Raw genomic sequence first — 13,914 nt, 5'->3', positions numbered from 1 at the left:
ATCAGTATTTCCAGTCGTCTTCGTCTGCTTCATCGTTGCTGGGTCTGGCTCTTGCGGAATCACTGTCATTGTATTGCAGGTCATCCTCGATCTGATCCAGAGCTTCCCTTTTCCAATCTGCGGCCTTTCTTCCAATTGGAGTATCTGGATTCCGATCAGCAGCTTCTTGGAATAGTGAAGCCGCTCGATCGTATTTTCCTCCGCGAAAATAAATCGTCCCTTTTCTGAAAAGTGCAGTTTGGTCCAAAGTTGTATCAGAGTTTTCTAATACCTTACTCAAATATTGCAAAGCTGATTCCGGTTTTCCGATTGCATCGTAACTCTCAGCGATATAGTACCAAGCTTGCTCTCTTGCTTTTTCGCTAATGCCTAGATCTAAAGCTTTCTTGAAAGATTCAATGGCTCCGTAGTATTGTTTGCGAACATAAAGCTGTCTCGCTTTATCCAAAATTCCCGATCTGAACTCGGAATCTACAGCAATCTTATCTTTATCAAAATAAGAGTCGGACTGAACATAATCCTCATAAACATCATACGCCGACCAGTCTTTGCCCATCTTACGAAGAGATTTTCCCCAGCGGACTCTTGCCTTGACATTCTCGGGATCCTCCTGCAATGCCAAAACATAGTTCTTGCGTGACTGGTCATAGTTTCCCTTCTTCATATAATAATCTGCAATGGCTGAAAGCGCACTGGATCGGATTTTCCTATCTCCGGAGATTCGAAGGACTTCCTCTAAATGGCCTTTTCCTTCTTCATCGCGATTGAGTAGTAATAAAAGGTTTCCCAAACTATAAGCGACTTTTGCTTTTTCTTCTCTAGATAAGTTATCCTTTTGATTCAGTTCTCGGTAGATTCCTAAAGCCACCATTCTATCATTACTTTTTTCTAATGCGTTTCCTAAATCGTATTTGATTCTGAAAGCCAAATCGGGAGAAACTTCTTTTGCGGAAAGTTCCGAAAAAATATCCAAGGCCTTTTCCGCAGACTTAGGATTAGAGTGCTTTAGGAATTCTTCGCCTTCTCTAATCTTTTCTATTATTCCTTGATTCGTACCCGCGCTTTCCTGAATTACCGCGGTGTAGACGCCTGTTAAAACCCCCGCAGCAATGAACAAAAAGCCTGTGACCAGAATTATCGATCGGTTCATCTTCTGCCCCCGTCGATTCTTCCTAGGCAGCGCTTAGTCCAAAATTCGGATCTCTCCGGGTTGTATGCTTTCGCGTCCTTTTGAACGAAATATTTGAGAGCCCTTGCATAATTTCCATTTCTATAATGGGAAAGTCCGATGAAGAACTTAGCTTTTCCTCTAGTTTCGGCATCATAAGATCTTTCGAAAGGACGAAGCTGATAGACTGCATCGGAGTACTCGCTTCTCCAATATGTATCCCTCAGGACTTGATCCAGTTCTTCGTCGTCGGTCCTTTCTTCCTCCGCAACAACAGGTTCCTTTTCTTCTTTATCAACCTTGGGCTCGGTCTCTTCTTGTTTGTTATTTTCTTGAGCTAAGTCCGTAGACTGATTTCCTTTTTCAAGGTCAATTGCAACGTAAGAGACATCTTGCGTAAGAGTAAAATCTTCGTTCCCACCTCGTTTTACAGTCACACCAAAATAGACAGTACTCTTGGAAGGCTTGATTCGAACCATGACCGTTGTGTCAGGATGACCCAATTCTCCTAGCTTGCGTACATTTCCACCCAAGAAAGTTCCAACACCACCCGAGAGAGGTTTTGCTGCCTGATAAATCGAATATTGAACATTAGAATCCGGATTGTCAGGAGCCTTCCATTCCAGTCGAACCCCGCCTTCTACGGCAGTCGCTCTTAGTTCCTTTACATGCATCTCTTCGAAAGTATATTCAGGTTTTGCAATAGACTCATCTCCATTTGGAGGCTTTCTGTTGTCCTGATCGTACACATAAAAATGTCGGGTAAACGATTGGTTTTGAACTAAAGGGATTACTTCCTTGAATCCTTGACGAACACTCACTCCGTAATAAATCGTTTGAGACTTATTCAGATCTTGATCCAAGAAACTATTTTCAGGGTGAGAAACCTCTGCCAACTTCTCGGCTTTTCTCATCAAAGTAAGACTTGATAAAGGTTCCGTAGAACGGTAGATGTTATAGACTGTTTCGCCTTGCACTCCGTTTCTATAAGGCTCCCAAGAAATTCTTAAAAACTTTCCTTCTCTTTTAATGGAAATATCAGTGACTCTTGCATCATCCGCTAGAGCCTTATTTCCATCTCCTTGATTGTTTCCGCCCGGCTGAGGGTTGCCCGATTCTTTCGGTTGCTCGATCACTACTGGAATCGTGGTAAAATTTCTGTTGGGAACTAATTTAAGATCTTTCTTTCGAACGCGATGCGCGAGTATGACCGCGTAATAATAAGTGCCTGGCTTGAGATTATAATCGTAGATTTGATTTACGCCGTTTGCAATTCCACTGGGGAACTTTCCAAGCGAGTCCGCGATATAACATTTTTCCGCAGTATCAATCACGCCTGGTGATCTCGCTACGATAATCTCTCCAGTCTCACGAGGTGGCTCCCAACTGATTCGAACCGATTTTCCGTCCCGCAGTACATCGACTCCAATCGAACCAGCTACTCCGAAGTTTTCGGTTTCGGACCTAAAATCCTGTTCTGCATGGGTGATTCCTCCGAAGGAGAAAACAAAGGCTAGTAATATAATCCTGGCAGAGTTTTTCATAGGAAAATAGGTGTCCGTCTACTAGTATCGGATTGTAGGAACTCTTTTTTTACTGTAGATTTTAGCGGAAAATAGGGAAAATCCAGAAGATTGCTTTTATTATTTCGGATTGACTGGAATTTTTCTTTAGCAGACATAATAATGCATTCTTCTACAGTATGAGTGACCTTGAATATTACTACAATCTGGATTACCAGAATTTTCTGCTTTCTAGCAGGCGGAGGGATCTAACTCCTCCGGAGCTGATATTTAAGAACTTTCCTTTGAGTGATGTAAGCAACCTGGTAGATTTTGGAATGGGCCTGGGTTTTTGGACCCATGAACTACTGAAAAGGATCCAGAAAGAGGGTTGGGTCTGGGGCGCAGAATGTAACCAAGACTTTTTGGATGAAATCCTCCATTGGAAAAATCGAGAGGAAATCGATCGATTTACACCGTTTTATATGGAAAAAGCAGACCGACCTTTACTCCCAGAATGGATCCCGGTTCCGGATGCAATTTTTGCCTCGTTGGTACTCTCCACTTTTCCAGATCCTGGTCTAGCCATGGATGGATTGGTTCGTTCGATGAGAGTCGGGGGACGTTTAATCGTGCTCGATTGGATGAAGAACGAATACCCGATCGGTCCGAAAATAAACGACAAGATTTCCTTGGACAAAATGAAATTCCTAGCGGAGCAGTACCATCTAGACATCGTAAAAACAGTTCGTGTCAGCGATTACATCTACGGACTCGAGATCAAAGCCGGAACGGGCTTCGAGTATGGCTACTACGACCTCAAAGAGGAAGAGACTTATTCGGAAGAATTGATTCGCTCGTAAAAAGAGCGAATCCAGATTGGAACTACGGACTTGGTGATAGCAGGAAGACGAGTAGATTCAATTCTATATTGGAGCAACTAGTCAAGATACTTTACGAAATTTGAATACGATCAAACTTTTCTAGGAGGCAAATATACCGTAAACTGTGTGTCCGGTTGGATCCAAACGCTATGAGGTTTCAATTGATTTTCGTAGGGAACCAAACCGAGCTTATCTAAAAGTCCAAACTCCGCTTTGACTATTTTCCCTTCTGTGGGAGATAACTTCTCGTGCCAAACAGCATAGTTCCCTAAGTGGTTGTCCCTTCTATAAAAGTATCCTTCGAACGGATGAGTTAATACTACCAAAGAAGTTTCCAAATCCGAAAATCCGTCGGGAACTTTGGCAGGTACTCCTAAATCTTCTAGCTCCAAATCCACAGAAGCCCAATCGGACTTCGTCTTCATTCGGTAAAGATCGTATTTTTTCTTAGCCTGATTCCATTCGGTTTGAAATCGAATCTTTCCGGGATGCCAGGGAAGTTTCCAAAAAAGCCGAGGAAGAAATACACTCCAAGAATCTAAAGTGGTTCCTAAAAACCAAACTACTCGCTCACCCGTTTTAGAATCTATTACGTAGATTCTATAATTCGTTTGACCAAAGGAAAAACCTAGATAAGGAAAACGTACAAAACGAAAATCGGAGTCATAAAAAGGAACTACCGAAAGCAGAGCTTTTCTTTCTCCCTTTTTATCAGTAATCAAATCTAATTCGAATCTGGGATGAACATAGGCACGAACTTTTGCAGGATCGATCGCATAAGTTATCAAGGAAAAATGACTCAGTGTGCTGATAACATCTAAACCGCTAGGATCTTTTCGATCCGAGTTGTCTTGATCGAATCTTAAAATCTCATTTTTCGCTTTTTTGTAGTATCGCAAGTTTTGTACACGTATCTCCGATTTGTTAACCGATCGCCTGTAAAATTCTGCCTTTGACTTTTCCTTCCTTGTCTTGCTCGGGCAGATATTCTCCAATTTCTACTGTCAAAAATTGGCCGGAAGAAAGCGTCCTGATTTCCGAGTCCGGTAAGGAAACTTTTAAGTAGTTATCCGTGACTGCAATTCCATCTTTCTCCAAGATAGCTTCACGCCTTTCTCCAAAACTTTTTTCTGCATAAGATTGATGCAAAGATTTAGAAACGTCCATCAATCGATGTACTCTTTCTTTTTTTTCTTCTTTGGATAAGGTCTCCGAAAACTCTTCCGCTGCGGTATTTCTCCTCACGGAAAAAGGAAATGCATGTATTTTTGAAAAACCTAATTCGCTTATTAAATTAATCGAATCGTTGAAATCGGATTCGGTTTCTCCCGGAAATCCTACAATAATGTCGGTTCCGAGAAAGAGTCCGGGAATCTTTGATTTTGCTAGCTCTATTCTCTTTCTGAAAGTTTCAGGAGTGTAACTTCTTTTCATTTTCTTTAGGATCTCTCTGCTTCCACTTTGCAGCGGAACGTGTAGAAAATGACAGAAGCGTGGATGACTCATTAAATCCGCAAGTTCGGTCCCTACATCGGGAGGCTCGATCGAGGAGAGTCTAAGCCTGGAGTATTCCAATATGTTAAGAATCGCCTCTATCAATTTCAAAAATGATTTCTTTCCATTTTGATCACGATACCAACCTAGATTGACTCCGGTAAGTATGATCTCTCCTACTCCGTTATCCTGCAAAAAGGAAACTTGGTCTAGAACATCTTTCCATTCTCTGCTTTGACCCTTTCCTCGAGCTTGCGGAATCTTGCAATAGGAGCATTTTCGATCGCAGCCGTCTTGGACTTTCAGATAAGCTCTGGTATGTCCGTTCGGTAAAACATCCGAATAAGAAAATCGATCCAGTTCCTTTTCCGGAAGTATGAATTTACCTTCTGACTCAAGAATCTTGTAAGGCAGCTGTGATTTTTCCGAATTTCCTAAAACGCCTGCGATTCCAGGTATAGATTCAATCGACTTCTTATCAGTTTCGGCGTAGCATCCGGTCACCCATACCTGCGCACCCGGATATCTTTTTACAGCATTTCGAATAATATTACGATTTCTTGAATCAGCTTTATTGGTAACCGTGCAAGTATTGACCACAACAACGTCCGGGTTTTCTCCTTCCGTCGCGGTCCGATAGCCGTGTTTGGATAAAGAAGCGTATAAGCCGTCGGATTCAAAAAAATTCAGACGGCATCCGAGAGTATGAAATAGAACTTTTTTATCCGCCTGAGTTGAGTGCATTGATTCTTGCCTCTATTCTGCGTTGGTTGCCTTGGATCCTTTCATCCGATTTTATTTTTAAAGCAGCGTCCACTTGTTCCTTTGCATTTTTATAATGTTCCAAGGCTTTTTTGGTATTACCGCGTTTTGCTTCTTGGTTTCCGGCTTTTTCATAAACCAAGGCGAGATTATTCAGGATAGCTGAGTTTTCGGGAACTAAGGACTGAGCCCACTTTAAACTTACCTCTGCTTTCTCTGGGCTGCCCAAATAAAAATAAGTTTGTGCTTCAATGACCAAAGGTTTGTAGTCGTTTGGATCTTCTGCCTTTAACTTTTCGATCACATATAATGCATCTCGAGCTTGACCAGTATAGAGCAAAGACGTTGCAAATAATAAACGAACTTGTCTGTCCTTCGGATGAGTTTGATATGCCTTCGTGATAATTTCGAGTGCATCTTCGCTTCTGCCTACCTGGATCAGATATCTAGCAAAGTCTGAACTGACTGCAGCGTCCCCGGGTTTTAATTTGAGTGCCTCAGACCAATGAGTCGCTGCCGATTTATTCCTTCCTTGTTTGTAGTGGCAAAAGGCAGCAAGATAGTGAGTTTCATAAGAACGTTTCCCCTGTTCATGCAAAGCTCGAATAATCTCGAGGGCTTTTTCGGAATTGCCGGACTGGTATTCTGCCATCGCCGCGCCGTAGTCTAACTCCTGCGCGTGAAGCTGTGAAAAAGATAAAGCAAGAACAATACCCATCCCTGGGATTAAGAAAGTTTTTAACATATTGGCAGTCATTCACTCCGATCGAGCGGGCTAGGTAGGAACTTCCATCGATTTTGCATTAATACAATCGATTAAGGAGTGATAAGGCTCCACAGGATCGATGAATACGATAATACTCGGGAATTTTGAAATCAGAAAGTGTTCGATCTTTTCTTCGGAAACAATCTGAAATTCGCCCACTTCTAGAACGGGCAGGTCATCCGTATTTTTATAAAGTTCGTATTCTTCCCTACTTAAGAAATCGGTGAGTAATATATACCCTGAACCGAAATATACTCCACCCTGAAAGTAGTATTTGTAAAGCACTCGTACCTCGGGAAGAAATAAATCGGGCTCAAATAGGCAGAGTGAGATTTTTTCGATGCCCGCGACTGTCCGAATCTTTCTAAGGTGAAACCATACTTTCCTTACGAAAAGATAGGAGATCACGAAAAGTACAGGAATCAGATACGGCATCGGTTTTCCCTTCTTACAAAAATTCCGTGGATTCCGCACAACGTCCCAAGGGCGTCAGTAACTCTGGTTTCGAAAGCCTGGCCCTTGTCGGACCAGACATTTTTTACACTAGAGCAGGTTCTTCGGAACGTTCGGAATTGTTAGAAGAATTGTCTCCACCTTGGTGCTGGTCTGCCGGTTTATAATCTGTCCAAGGTTCTTCCACAAATTCCAGTTTTCCGTCCTTAAAGCTGACCGTGATACTTGTAGGATCTTTATAAGCTCCTTTCAGGGTCTGAACTGCCATATAATCTTCTAAATCTCTTTGGAAGACTCTGCGCAGAGGACGTGCTCCGAACTTCTCGTCATAGCCTATATCGACAAAATGCTCTTTTGCTTCTTGGGTAACTTCGATTTTGATCTTTTTATCCAAGAGTCGTTTGTTGGTATCCTTCGCCATAATGTCGATGATTGCCATGATATCGTCTTTGTTGAGAGGTCTGAAATATACTACTTCATCGACCCGGTTCAAGAACTCTGGGTTGAAGTGTTTTTTCAACTGCTCTCTAGCTTGGTCAGACTTGTATTGATCTTCCTCACCGGAACGATCCTCGAAGCCCAAACGCACAGTACTCGAAATCTCTTTTGCTCCGATGTTCGAAGTCATGATAATGATCGTATCTCTGAAGTTTACCTTGCGACCTTTAGTGTCAGTCAGGTTTCCTTCTTCCATTACTTGCAACAAGACGTTGAAAATATCGTGGTGAGCCTTTTCGATCTCATCCAAGAGAATGATAGAATAAGGTTTTTTACGTACGAACTCCGTGAGTTGTCCGCCGTCATCATATCCTACGTAACCCGGAGGCGCACCGATCAATCTACTTACGGCGTGCGGTTCCATGTATTCGGACATATCGACTCTAAGCATTGCATCCTGGTCTCCGAAAAGGAACTCAGCCAAAGCTTTTGCTAATTCAGTCTTACCAACTCCCGTAGGTCCAAGGAAAATAAAGGACCCGGTCGGACGACGTTCGTTCTTGAATCCTGTTCTAGCTCTGCGAACTGCTCTCGAAATTTTCTCGATCGCATCGACTTGTCCGACTACACGTTTCTTCAATTCCTCTTCTAGACGGAGCAATCTTTCAGATTCGCTCTCTTCCATTCTTTCCAACGGAATTCCGGTCCACTGAGAGATTACGGAGAGTATATCGTCCTCATCAATAGAAACTGCGAAGTCGTCCATCTTCTCTTGCCAAGAACGGATCTTCTCTTCTAAAGATTGTTTCTTGCGATTGACCTCGTCCCGAACACCGGCAGCCTTTTCGTACTCTTGTGCTCTCACCAGATCCTCTTTCTTTTGAGAAAGAGATTTGATTTCGTCCTCTAGATCTTTGATCGCCTGAGGACGAGCACAATTCGCGAGACGAGCTTTTGCTCCAGCTTCGTCAATAATATCGATCGCTTTGTCAGGTAGATACCTGTCATTGATATAACGATGAGATAGTTTAACCGATTGTTCCAAAGCTCTTTCGGAATAACGCACTTTGTGGTGCGCTTCATATGCTTTTTTCAATCCTTGCAGAATGAGAATTGCATCATCTACCGATGGCTCGGCGACTTTCACAACTTGGAATCTTCTCTCTAGTGCGGAATCTCGCTCAATATACTTTCTGTATTCCGTACTAGTAGTAGCACCGATACACTGAAGTTCTCCCCTTGCAAGAGCAGGCTTCAAAATGTTCGCTGCATCTACAGCGCCTTCCGCGGCACCTGCACCGATCAAAGTATGCAACTCATCTATAAAAATAATAATATTGTTAGAAGAAGAGATCTCCTTCATGATCTTTTTCAGACGCTCTTCAAATTCACCGCGGTATTTTGTTCCAGCAATCAAACTTGCTAAATCCAAAGAGAGTACTCTCTTTTCAAACAAAAGATCCGGAACATTCTTATCTACAATAGAAAGCGCCAGGCCTTCAACGATGGCTGTCTTTCCAACTCCAGACTCCCCAACGAGCACCGGATTGTTTTTAGTCTTTCTAGAAAGAATTTGAATCACCCTTTGAATTTCATTTTGTCGACCAACGACAGGATCTAATTTTTTATCTTTTGCTAATTGAGTTAGATCCCGAGCGAACTCATCCAAAATCGGAGTCTTGGTCTTTTCTTGGCGAGGAGTACCTGTTTGTGATGTCGGTTGGCTAGAAACTCCGACCGTGCTCGTAGGAGGTGCACCTAACAGACGCAGGATCTCTCCTTTGATCACGTTATAATTTACGCTAAACGAATACAGAGCTCCACCTGCGATATTATTGTTATCTCGCAGCAATGCCAAAAGAATATGCTCTGTTCCCACATAATTGTGTTTCAAACGCTTTGCTTCTTCTTTGGATAGCTCGATGATCTTTTGATAACGATCTTGCCCTTGGGCCATATCCATCAGTAGAGTTCCTGCGTTTTCGCGGGTGCGTCTCTCTACTTCTTTTCGAAGTTCGTTCAGATTGATATTCAGGTTGTTTAAGATTTTAATCGCAACCGAATCTTCTTCTTTTAACAATCCTAAAAGGATATGTTCCGGCCCAATGAATTCGCTGCCTAGACGTTTTGCTTCGTCTTGTGCGATTTCGTTTATTACTCGTTTTGCTCTTTTAGTGAATTCCAACATAATTGCGATAATCCCTGAGGCAGTTCATAGAGTTAGACTGGTTAAATTTCCAATTTCCAACTTTACGTCCGATTCATTTCCCTTACGAAAACTATCGGTTCTTTTTTTCAAAAATATTGACAGGTATGAGAACTTTTCTCCCCTTCAACTCGGCCCCTTACCAGTAAAGCTAAATAGGAAACGAAATTGAAAAAGGAATTTTTTCTAACTAGGCCAAAATTTTTCCGGAAAAAAACAATTCTTTCTATAACATCTTCCCGATAAAAACCCCAGTTCTCCGGGAGCACAAATCCGTCTAACTCTCCAGTTTGGGATAAGCCAAATGGTATAGCTACTGACAGCTTATCGCCTTCACCTGAATTAGTAGGACAAGAAGATATATATCCTATCCCTTCTTTGTAATCAAAGACTTGAGGTTTCCAAAATTTTTCCAAAAAGTTGGAATTGAGGACAGTTTCTAATTCGAACAAACTGTCGGTTACAAATTCCCAGCGCACCTGGTCTTCGTCACCGAAGAGAAGCCTGCCTCCATTTGAATAAAGAGAAGATCGGATACGATTGTTGGACCGGCTTCTAGGAGCAATGGTTTCCGAAAAAGATTTACTTCGCTTCGTATTCGAAGACTCAGTTTCATTTTCAGACAAAATTTCTTCGAGAATATCAGGCAAGCATTTCTGGAGTACTTTTTCGGGAGCGATCGATTTTGATAAACGAATAGGATAAACAGAACCTTTTGGGTTTCTCGTAATTCGAAAACGATAGGAAAAAGGAAGCTTCCAAGAATCGATCCTTTTAGCTAGACGATGGATTGGTTCGCTCGATAATTTCTTCCATTCTTTGAATAGTGGGACTCTCTTGGGAGGTTCCCAATCTTCTTTTTCCCTAGACGGGATATAGCGAATATAATCGGACTGAAATAAGTTCAGGCAATGAGCGCATCCAATTTTACCGTGGTCTTTCCAATCCCGAAGCGAAGTTCCACAGTAAATGCACTTGCTCATACACATTAAACCTTGGTTAGGCAAGCGCCTGTTGAACAGGACGTAGTTTTCCTTGATAGATTTGGTTTCTTTTATGCGCTAAAGCCGCAAGCTCCATATCGTGAGTCACTAGAATCAGTCCAAATTTTAGATCCTTCTGTAGCTCTTGGATCAGGCCCATTAGGTTTCGTGAATTCTCCCTATCCAAATTACCTGTAGGCTCGTCCGCCAAAATCAGCTTTTTGCCAGCTACAAGTGCTCTCGCGACACCGACCCTCGCGCTTTCTCCTCCGGAAAGTTGGGAAGGAAAACTCTGAATTCTTTCTTTCAGTCCTACTTTCTCAAGCATTGCAGTCGCCTCTTCTCTAGCGCGATTCGGAGAATATCCTCTAATTAGTAGAGGAATCGAAACATTCTCTAGGGCAGAGAAGTCGGGTAAGAGTAAATGGTGTTGAAATACAAATGCAACCTTTTCTGCTCTAAAATTTTCTTTTTCCTTTTCCTCTAGATTGCTTAGGGAAACACCGCATACCTCCACTTCACCGGAATCAAAGGTATCCATCGCTCCCAAAATATTCAATAAAGTAGATTTTCCGATCCCGGATTTGCCTTCTACTGAAAAGATTTCGCCTTCGGCTACTTCCATATCCAAGCCATCTAGGATACTAAATTCCTTTTCCAGTACGTGATAGGTTTTTACTAAATTTCTGATCTTGATCAAACTCACGTTAGTCGTTCCTGATTGTATCTACTGGATTCAGACTAGCCGCCCAGCGGGCTGGAAAATATCCAGCAATTCCGGACAAGATAGTAGCCGAAGTTGTAACCATGAAGATAAATGCGATGTCTATATCCACGGGAATGTGATCGAAATAATAAATGTTCTTTGGAACCAATTCCACATTGCTCCATTCTCTTCCGAGAAAGACATATAGAATCGGACCGATCATATTGATCACTTCGGAAAGTCCGTTGATAATAGTTTCCAGAGAGCTAGCCAAAAAGATTCCTGTGACTCCGCCCACTAAAGATGCCAGAATTCCTACAAGCATTGCGTTCAAAGTGAAGATAAGAAGTATATCAGAAGATGGCAATCCAAGAGCCTTCAAAACTCCAATGGACTTCCTTTTTGCCCGAACCAGCGAGTAAACCGAGGCGACCATTCCAAGAGCCGCCAGAATAATGAATAAGAAAACGATAATAGAAATGATTGTTTTTTCCAATCTCAATGCGGCTAAAAAGTTCTCTTGTTCTTCGGCTATCGTTCGAACGTTAAGCGAAGATGCAACTTCTACTTCAGCTTCGAACTCGAGCTCTGAAAACAGACGGAGCAATCTTCTTTTGCAAAAAGAAAGATCATCCAAAGATTTCACTTTAATCGAAACTTGGTTCACGGAATTTCGGAGTTTAAAAAACTTTTGAGCCACAGGGAGAGACATGTAGACATAGCGAGAATCGAACTGATAATTGCCTGTTTTAAAAAATCCTGATACTCTAAAGTTCTCTATGCTGACTTCCACTCCTTTGCCCAATGAGAACCTACCACCGGGAACAGCCAAAGTGAGCTGCCTGCCCAGGCCGAAATTATATAGGTCCTTCATCTCCTTTCCGATTACGATGAAATTCTCTTTATTGATTAGTGTTAACTCTTCTCTGTTGTAATGCACTACCCTTGGGAAGTTAGGTAACTTTGTTTGCAGCAAGTCATCCACACCGCTTACTGGGACAGCCCGGATAATCACAGGATAAAAAGAGTTATAATTCTGGATGAGACCGTGACTCTGGATCCCCCCTTCCACAGACACGATCCTTTCTTTAAGCTCCGGGACCTTGTCGATCCAACGGATGATCTTATCGTAGTTCGGGATTTCGCCGGATCCTGCGTTGCTCTCGATTGTTATGTGAGATCCACCTTGCCAAAGTGATTCTTTGACCTGCCTTTGGAATCCGTTGAATATGGAAAGTACCACGATCAACAAGGACACACCGACGGTCATCACAACAAACGAAACTCTAGATTTCAAAGAGAGTAAGCCGGCCGCTCTTGAGCCTTTGATATAGCGCGATGTTAAGAGAAGAATTAAAGGAGTTCTAGAAAAGAGAAAGTTCATTCTTGATAATATTCATATTTGGAAAATCCGTCCCTCGATGGAATTCCTTAGTTTGACAATTCTAAGATTCCGAACCAGAATGTCAAAATTAAAGTCGATTCCGATCGAATACTAGAGTACAATCTGCCCGCGATAAACAATTATGACATCTAACCAAGTATATTCGTTTTTATTCCAATCGTGGGATTCTACTTCCTCCCTTTACGTACTATTTGGTGCAATTCTGGATCCATTAAACAGTCGCGTGGAGAAAATGGATTTGGTAGCTGTCGGAAACAGTGAGTTGATCAACATCCCTCTTTCCAGCGCTAGTTTCAAGGACGTACTCAACCTCTGCCAAAAGATCAAGTACGAGACCAAGCAGCTAAAAAATCTTACAATTAAACTCGCTGAATTGTTTCAACAAAGTGGGCGATCCGATGATTTCATGGAGCAACTACTTCATTATGTAAACAAGAGGGAAGACGAGAAGATCCGATACTTACTCAACCAAGTGATCAACCAGGCGATTGGTAATTCCAAGCCTGATATCGCATTATTTTACAGAATGGTAGACCGTTCTTCTATGGACGAAGCCAACCTGGATCGTGGTCCCGGCGAAAGTTTGGAATCTTCTCCCGCAGATATAGGAGCTCCTCCAGAAGTTGTTAGCGCAGTCGAAATACCAAGCGCCCAAGGGATTGATTCGATGATCCCCCAGAATGCGACCAGAATCCAGTTTAAGTTTATGCTTTCGCCGGTTTCAGGGATCCCGGTGAATCAGCTAAAACCTGGGGACCAAGTTGTTCTCCAACTGATAGATTCCGATCCTACCACAAAAAGTGTGATCGATTCCTTAAAGCTGAGAAAAGAGGATGGCTCTATTAGTCCTGTGCCCGGTTCCATAGTCGTGACAGAAAACAAAGGAACAGAAAGCGAGGCAGTAGTCAAAATTGGGAACGATATCTTTGGAAAAATTTACGAAGAAGAAAACTCTGTAAAAGTCCGTTTGTATACGGGCGAAAAATCCACGACCAGGCCATCAAAATCCGAGGTCAAATCGAGTCCAGTTTCCAGCACGAACTTGGAAGCGGGTGAATCGAGCCTACTTCTGACAGTTCTAATTGCATTAGGAATTCTCGGAATCGGCATGGTGCTAGTTTACGTTTTTCTTTTTTAATCCAACACT

12 protein-coding genes are annotated in these 13,914 nt (G+C 42.4%); 2 read left to right on the top strand and 10 right to left on the bottom strand.

What is annotated here, in order from left to right; translation table 11 throughout:
- Nucleotide 1: 1 nt before the first annotated feature.
- Entirely contained in the window at nt 2-1,150 is a 1,149-nt protein-coding gene (locus CH373_RS01770; RefSeq protein WP_100712203.1) for a tetratricopeptide repeat protein, read from the bottom strand.
- Nucleotides 1,147-2,712, bottom strand: coding sequence for a hypothetical protein (locus CH373_RS01765; protein ID WP_100712202.1), 1,566 nt, complete (start codon nt 2,710-2,712; stop codon nt 1,147-1,149). Before CH373_RS01765 ends, CH373_RS01770 begins: the two co-directional genes overlap by 4 nt.
- A 158-nt stretch (nt 2,713-2,870) precedes the next feature.
- On the opposite strand from CH373_RS01765, the gene CH373_RS01760 reads away from it, so the two are divergent.
- Nucleotides 2,871-3,533 carry a class I SAM-dependent methyltransferase gene (locus CH373_RS01760; protein WP_100712201.1) on the top strand — a complete coding sequence of 221 codons (663 nt, stop codon included), beginning with the start codon at nt 2,871-2,873 and terminating at the stop codon, nt 3,531-3,533.
- A 110-nt stretch (nt 3,534-3,643) separates the two neighbouring features.
- Here the strand turns inward: CH373_RS01760 and CH373_RS01755 are convergent, their stop codons facing one another.
- The 8 genes from CH373_RS01755 to CH373_RS01720 all read right to left on the bottom strand — a co-directional run bounded on the left by CH373_RS01755 (nt 3,644) and on the right by CH373_RS01720 (nt 12,746).
- A complete protein-coding gene (locus CH373_RS01755) occupies nt 3,644-4,453 on the bottom strand; it encodes a DUF2071 domain-containing protein (RefSeq protein WP_207761419.1) in 810 nt (269 codons plus the stop codon).
- A 25-nt stretch (nt 4,454-4,478) separates the two neighbouring features.
- Entirely contained in the window at nt 4,479-5,792 is a 1,314-nt protein-coding gene (gene mtaB / locus CH373_RS01750; protein ID WP_100712200.1) for a tRNA (N(6)-L-threonylcarbamoyladenosine(37)-C(2))-methylthiotransferase MtaB, read from the bottom strand.
- A complete protein-coding gene (locus CH373_RS01745) occupies nt 5,770-6,528 on the bottom strand; it encodes a tetratricopeptide repeat protein (RefSeq protein WP_341476338.1) in 759 nt (252 codons plus the stop codon). Before CH373_RS01745 ends, mtaB begins: the two co-directional genes overlap by 23 nt.
- 57 nt (nt 6,529-6,585) lie before the next feature.
- On the bottom strand, nt 6,586-7,011 hold the full coding sequence (locus tag CH373_RS01740; RefSeq protein WP_100712198.1) for a hypothetical protein: 426 nt from the start codon (nt 7,009-7,011) through the stop codon (nt 6,586-6,588).
- Nucleotides 7,012-7,114: 103 nt separating this feature from the next.
- Complete coding sequence (locus CH373_RS01735) at nt 7,115-9,655, bottom strand: ATP-dependent Clp protease ATP-binding subunit (RefSeq protein WP_100712197.1); 2,541 nt, start codon at nt 9,653-9,655, stop codon at nt 7,115-7,117.
- Nucleotides 9,656-9,762: 107 nt separating this feature from the next.
- Nucleotides 9,763-10,656: an ATP--guanido phosphotransferase gene (locus tag CH373_RS01730; protein ID WP_100712563.1), complete on the bottom strand. Its 894-nt coding sequence runs from the start codon at nt 10,654-10,656 to the stop codon at nt 9,763-9,765.
- A 16-nt stretch (nt 10,657-10,672) separates the two neighbouring features.
- On the bottom strand, nt 10,673-11,362 hold the full coding sequence (locus CH373_RS01725) for an ABC transporter ATP-binding protein (RefSeq protein ID WP_100712196.1): 690 nt from the start codon (nt 11,360-11,362) through the stop codon (nt 10,673-10,675).
- Nucleotide 11,363: 1 nt separating this feature from the next.
- Entirely contained in the window at nt 11,364-12,746 is a 1,383-nt protein-coding gene (locus CH373_RS01720) for an ABC transporter permease (protein WP_100712195.1), read from the bottom strand.
- A 142-nt stretch (nt 12,747-12,888) separates the two neighbouring features.
- Between CH373_RS01720 and CH373_RS01715 the strand changes: the two genes are divergently transcribed.
- On the top strand, nt 12,889-13,905 hold the full coding sequence (locus tag CH373_RS01715) for a hypothetical protein (RefSeq protein WP_100712194.1): 1,017 nt from the start codon (nt 12,889-12,891) through the stop codon (nt 13,903-13,905).
- The last annotated feature ends 9 nt before the right edge of the window (nt 13,906-13,914 follow it).

The organism is Leptospira perolatii (assembly GCF_002811875.1).
Classification (GTDB): Bacteria; Spirochaetota; Leptospiria; order Leptospirales; family Leptospiraceae; genus Leptospira_B; species Leptospira_B perolatii.
Note: the sequence above shows the minus strand (reverse complement) of the source record. Positions and strands in the feature narration are given on the sequence as shown.

Bases quoted from the DNA above. Each gene is read 5' to 3' on its own strand.
- CH373_RS01770 (WP_100712203.1), bottom strand. From the start codon at position 1,150: ATGAACCGATCGATAATTCTGGTCACAGGCTTTTTGTTCATTGCTGCG.
- CH373_RS01765 (WP_100712202.1), bottom strand. From the start codon at position 2,712: ATGAAAAACTCTGCCAGGATTATATTACTAGCCTTTGTTTTCTCCTTC.
- CH373_RS01760 (WP_100712201.1), top strand. From the start codon at position 2,871: ATGAGTGACCTTGAATATTACTACAATCTGGATTACCAGAATTTTCTG.
- mtaB (WP_100712200.1), bottom strand. From the start codon at position 5,792: ATGCACTCAACTCAGGCGGATAAAAAAGTTCTATTTCATACTCTCGGA.
- CH373_RS01745 (WP_341476338.1), bottom strand. From the start codon at position 6,528: ATGGGTATTGTTCTTGCTTTATCTTTTTCACAGCTTCACGCGCAGGAG.
- CH373_RS01740 (WP_100712198.1), bottom strand. From the start codon at position 7,011: ATGCCGTATCTGATTCCTGTACTTTTCGTGATCTCCTATCTTTTCGTA.
- CH373_RS01735 (WP_100712197.1), bottom strand. From the start codon at position 9,655: ATGTTGGAATTCACTAAAAGAGCAAAACGAGTAATAAACGAAATCGCA.
- CH373_RS01730 (WP_100712563.1), bottom strand. From the start codon at position 10,656: ATGAGCAAGTGCATTTACTGTGGAACTTCGCTTCGGGATTGGAAAGAC.
- CH373_RS01720 (WP_100712195.1), bottom strand. From the start codon at position 12,746: ATGAACTTTCTCTTTTCTAGAACTCCTTTAATTCTTCTCTTAACATCG.
- CH373_RS01715 (WP_100712194.1), top strand. From the start codon at position 12,889: ATGACATCTAACCAAGTATATTCGTTTTTATTCCAATCGTGGGATTCT.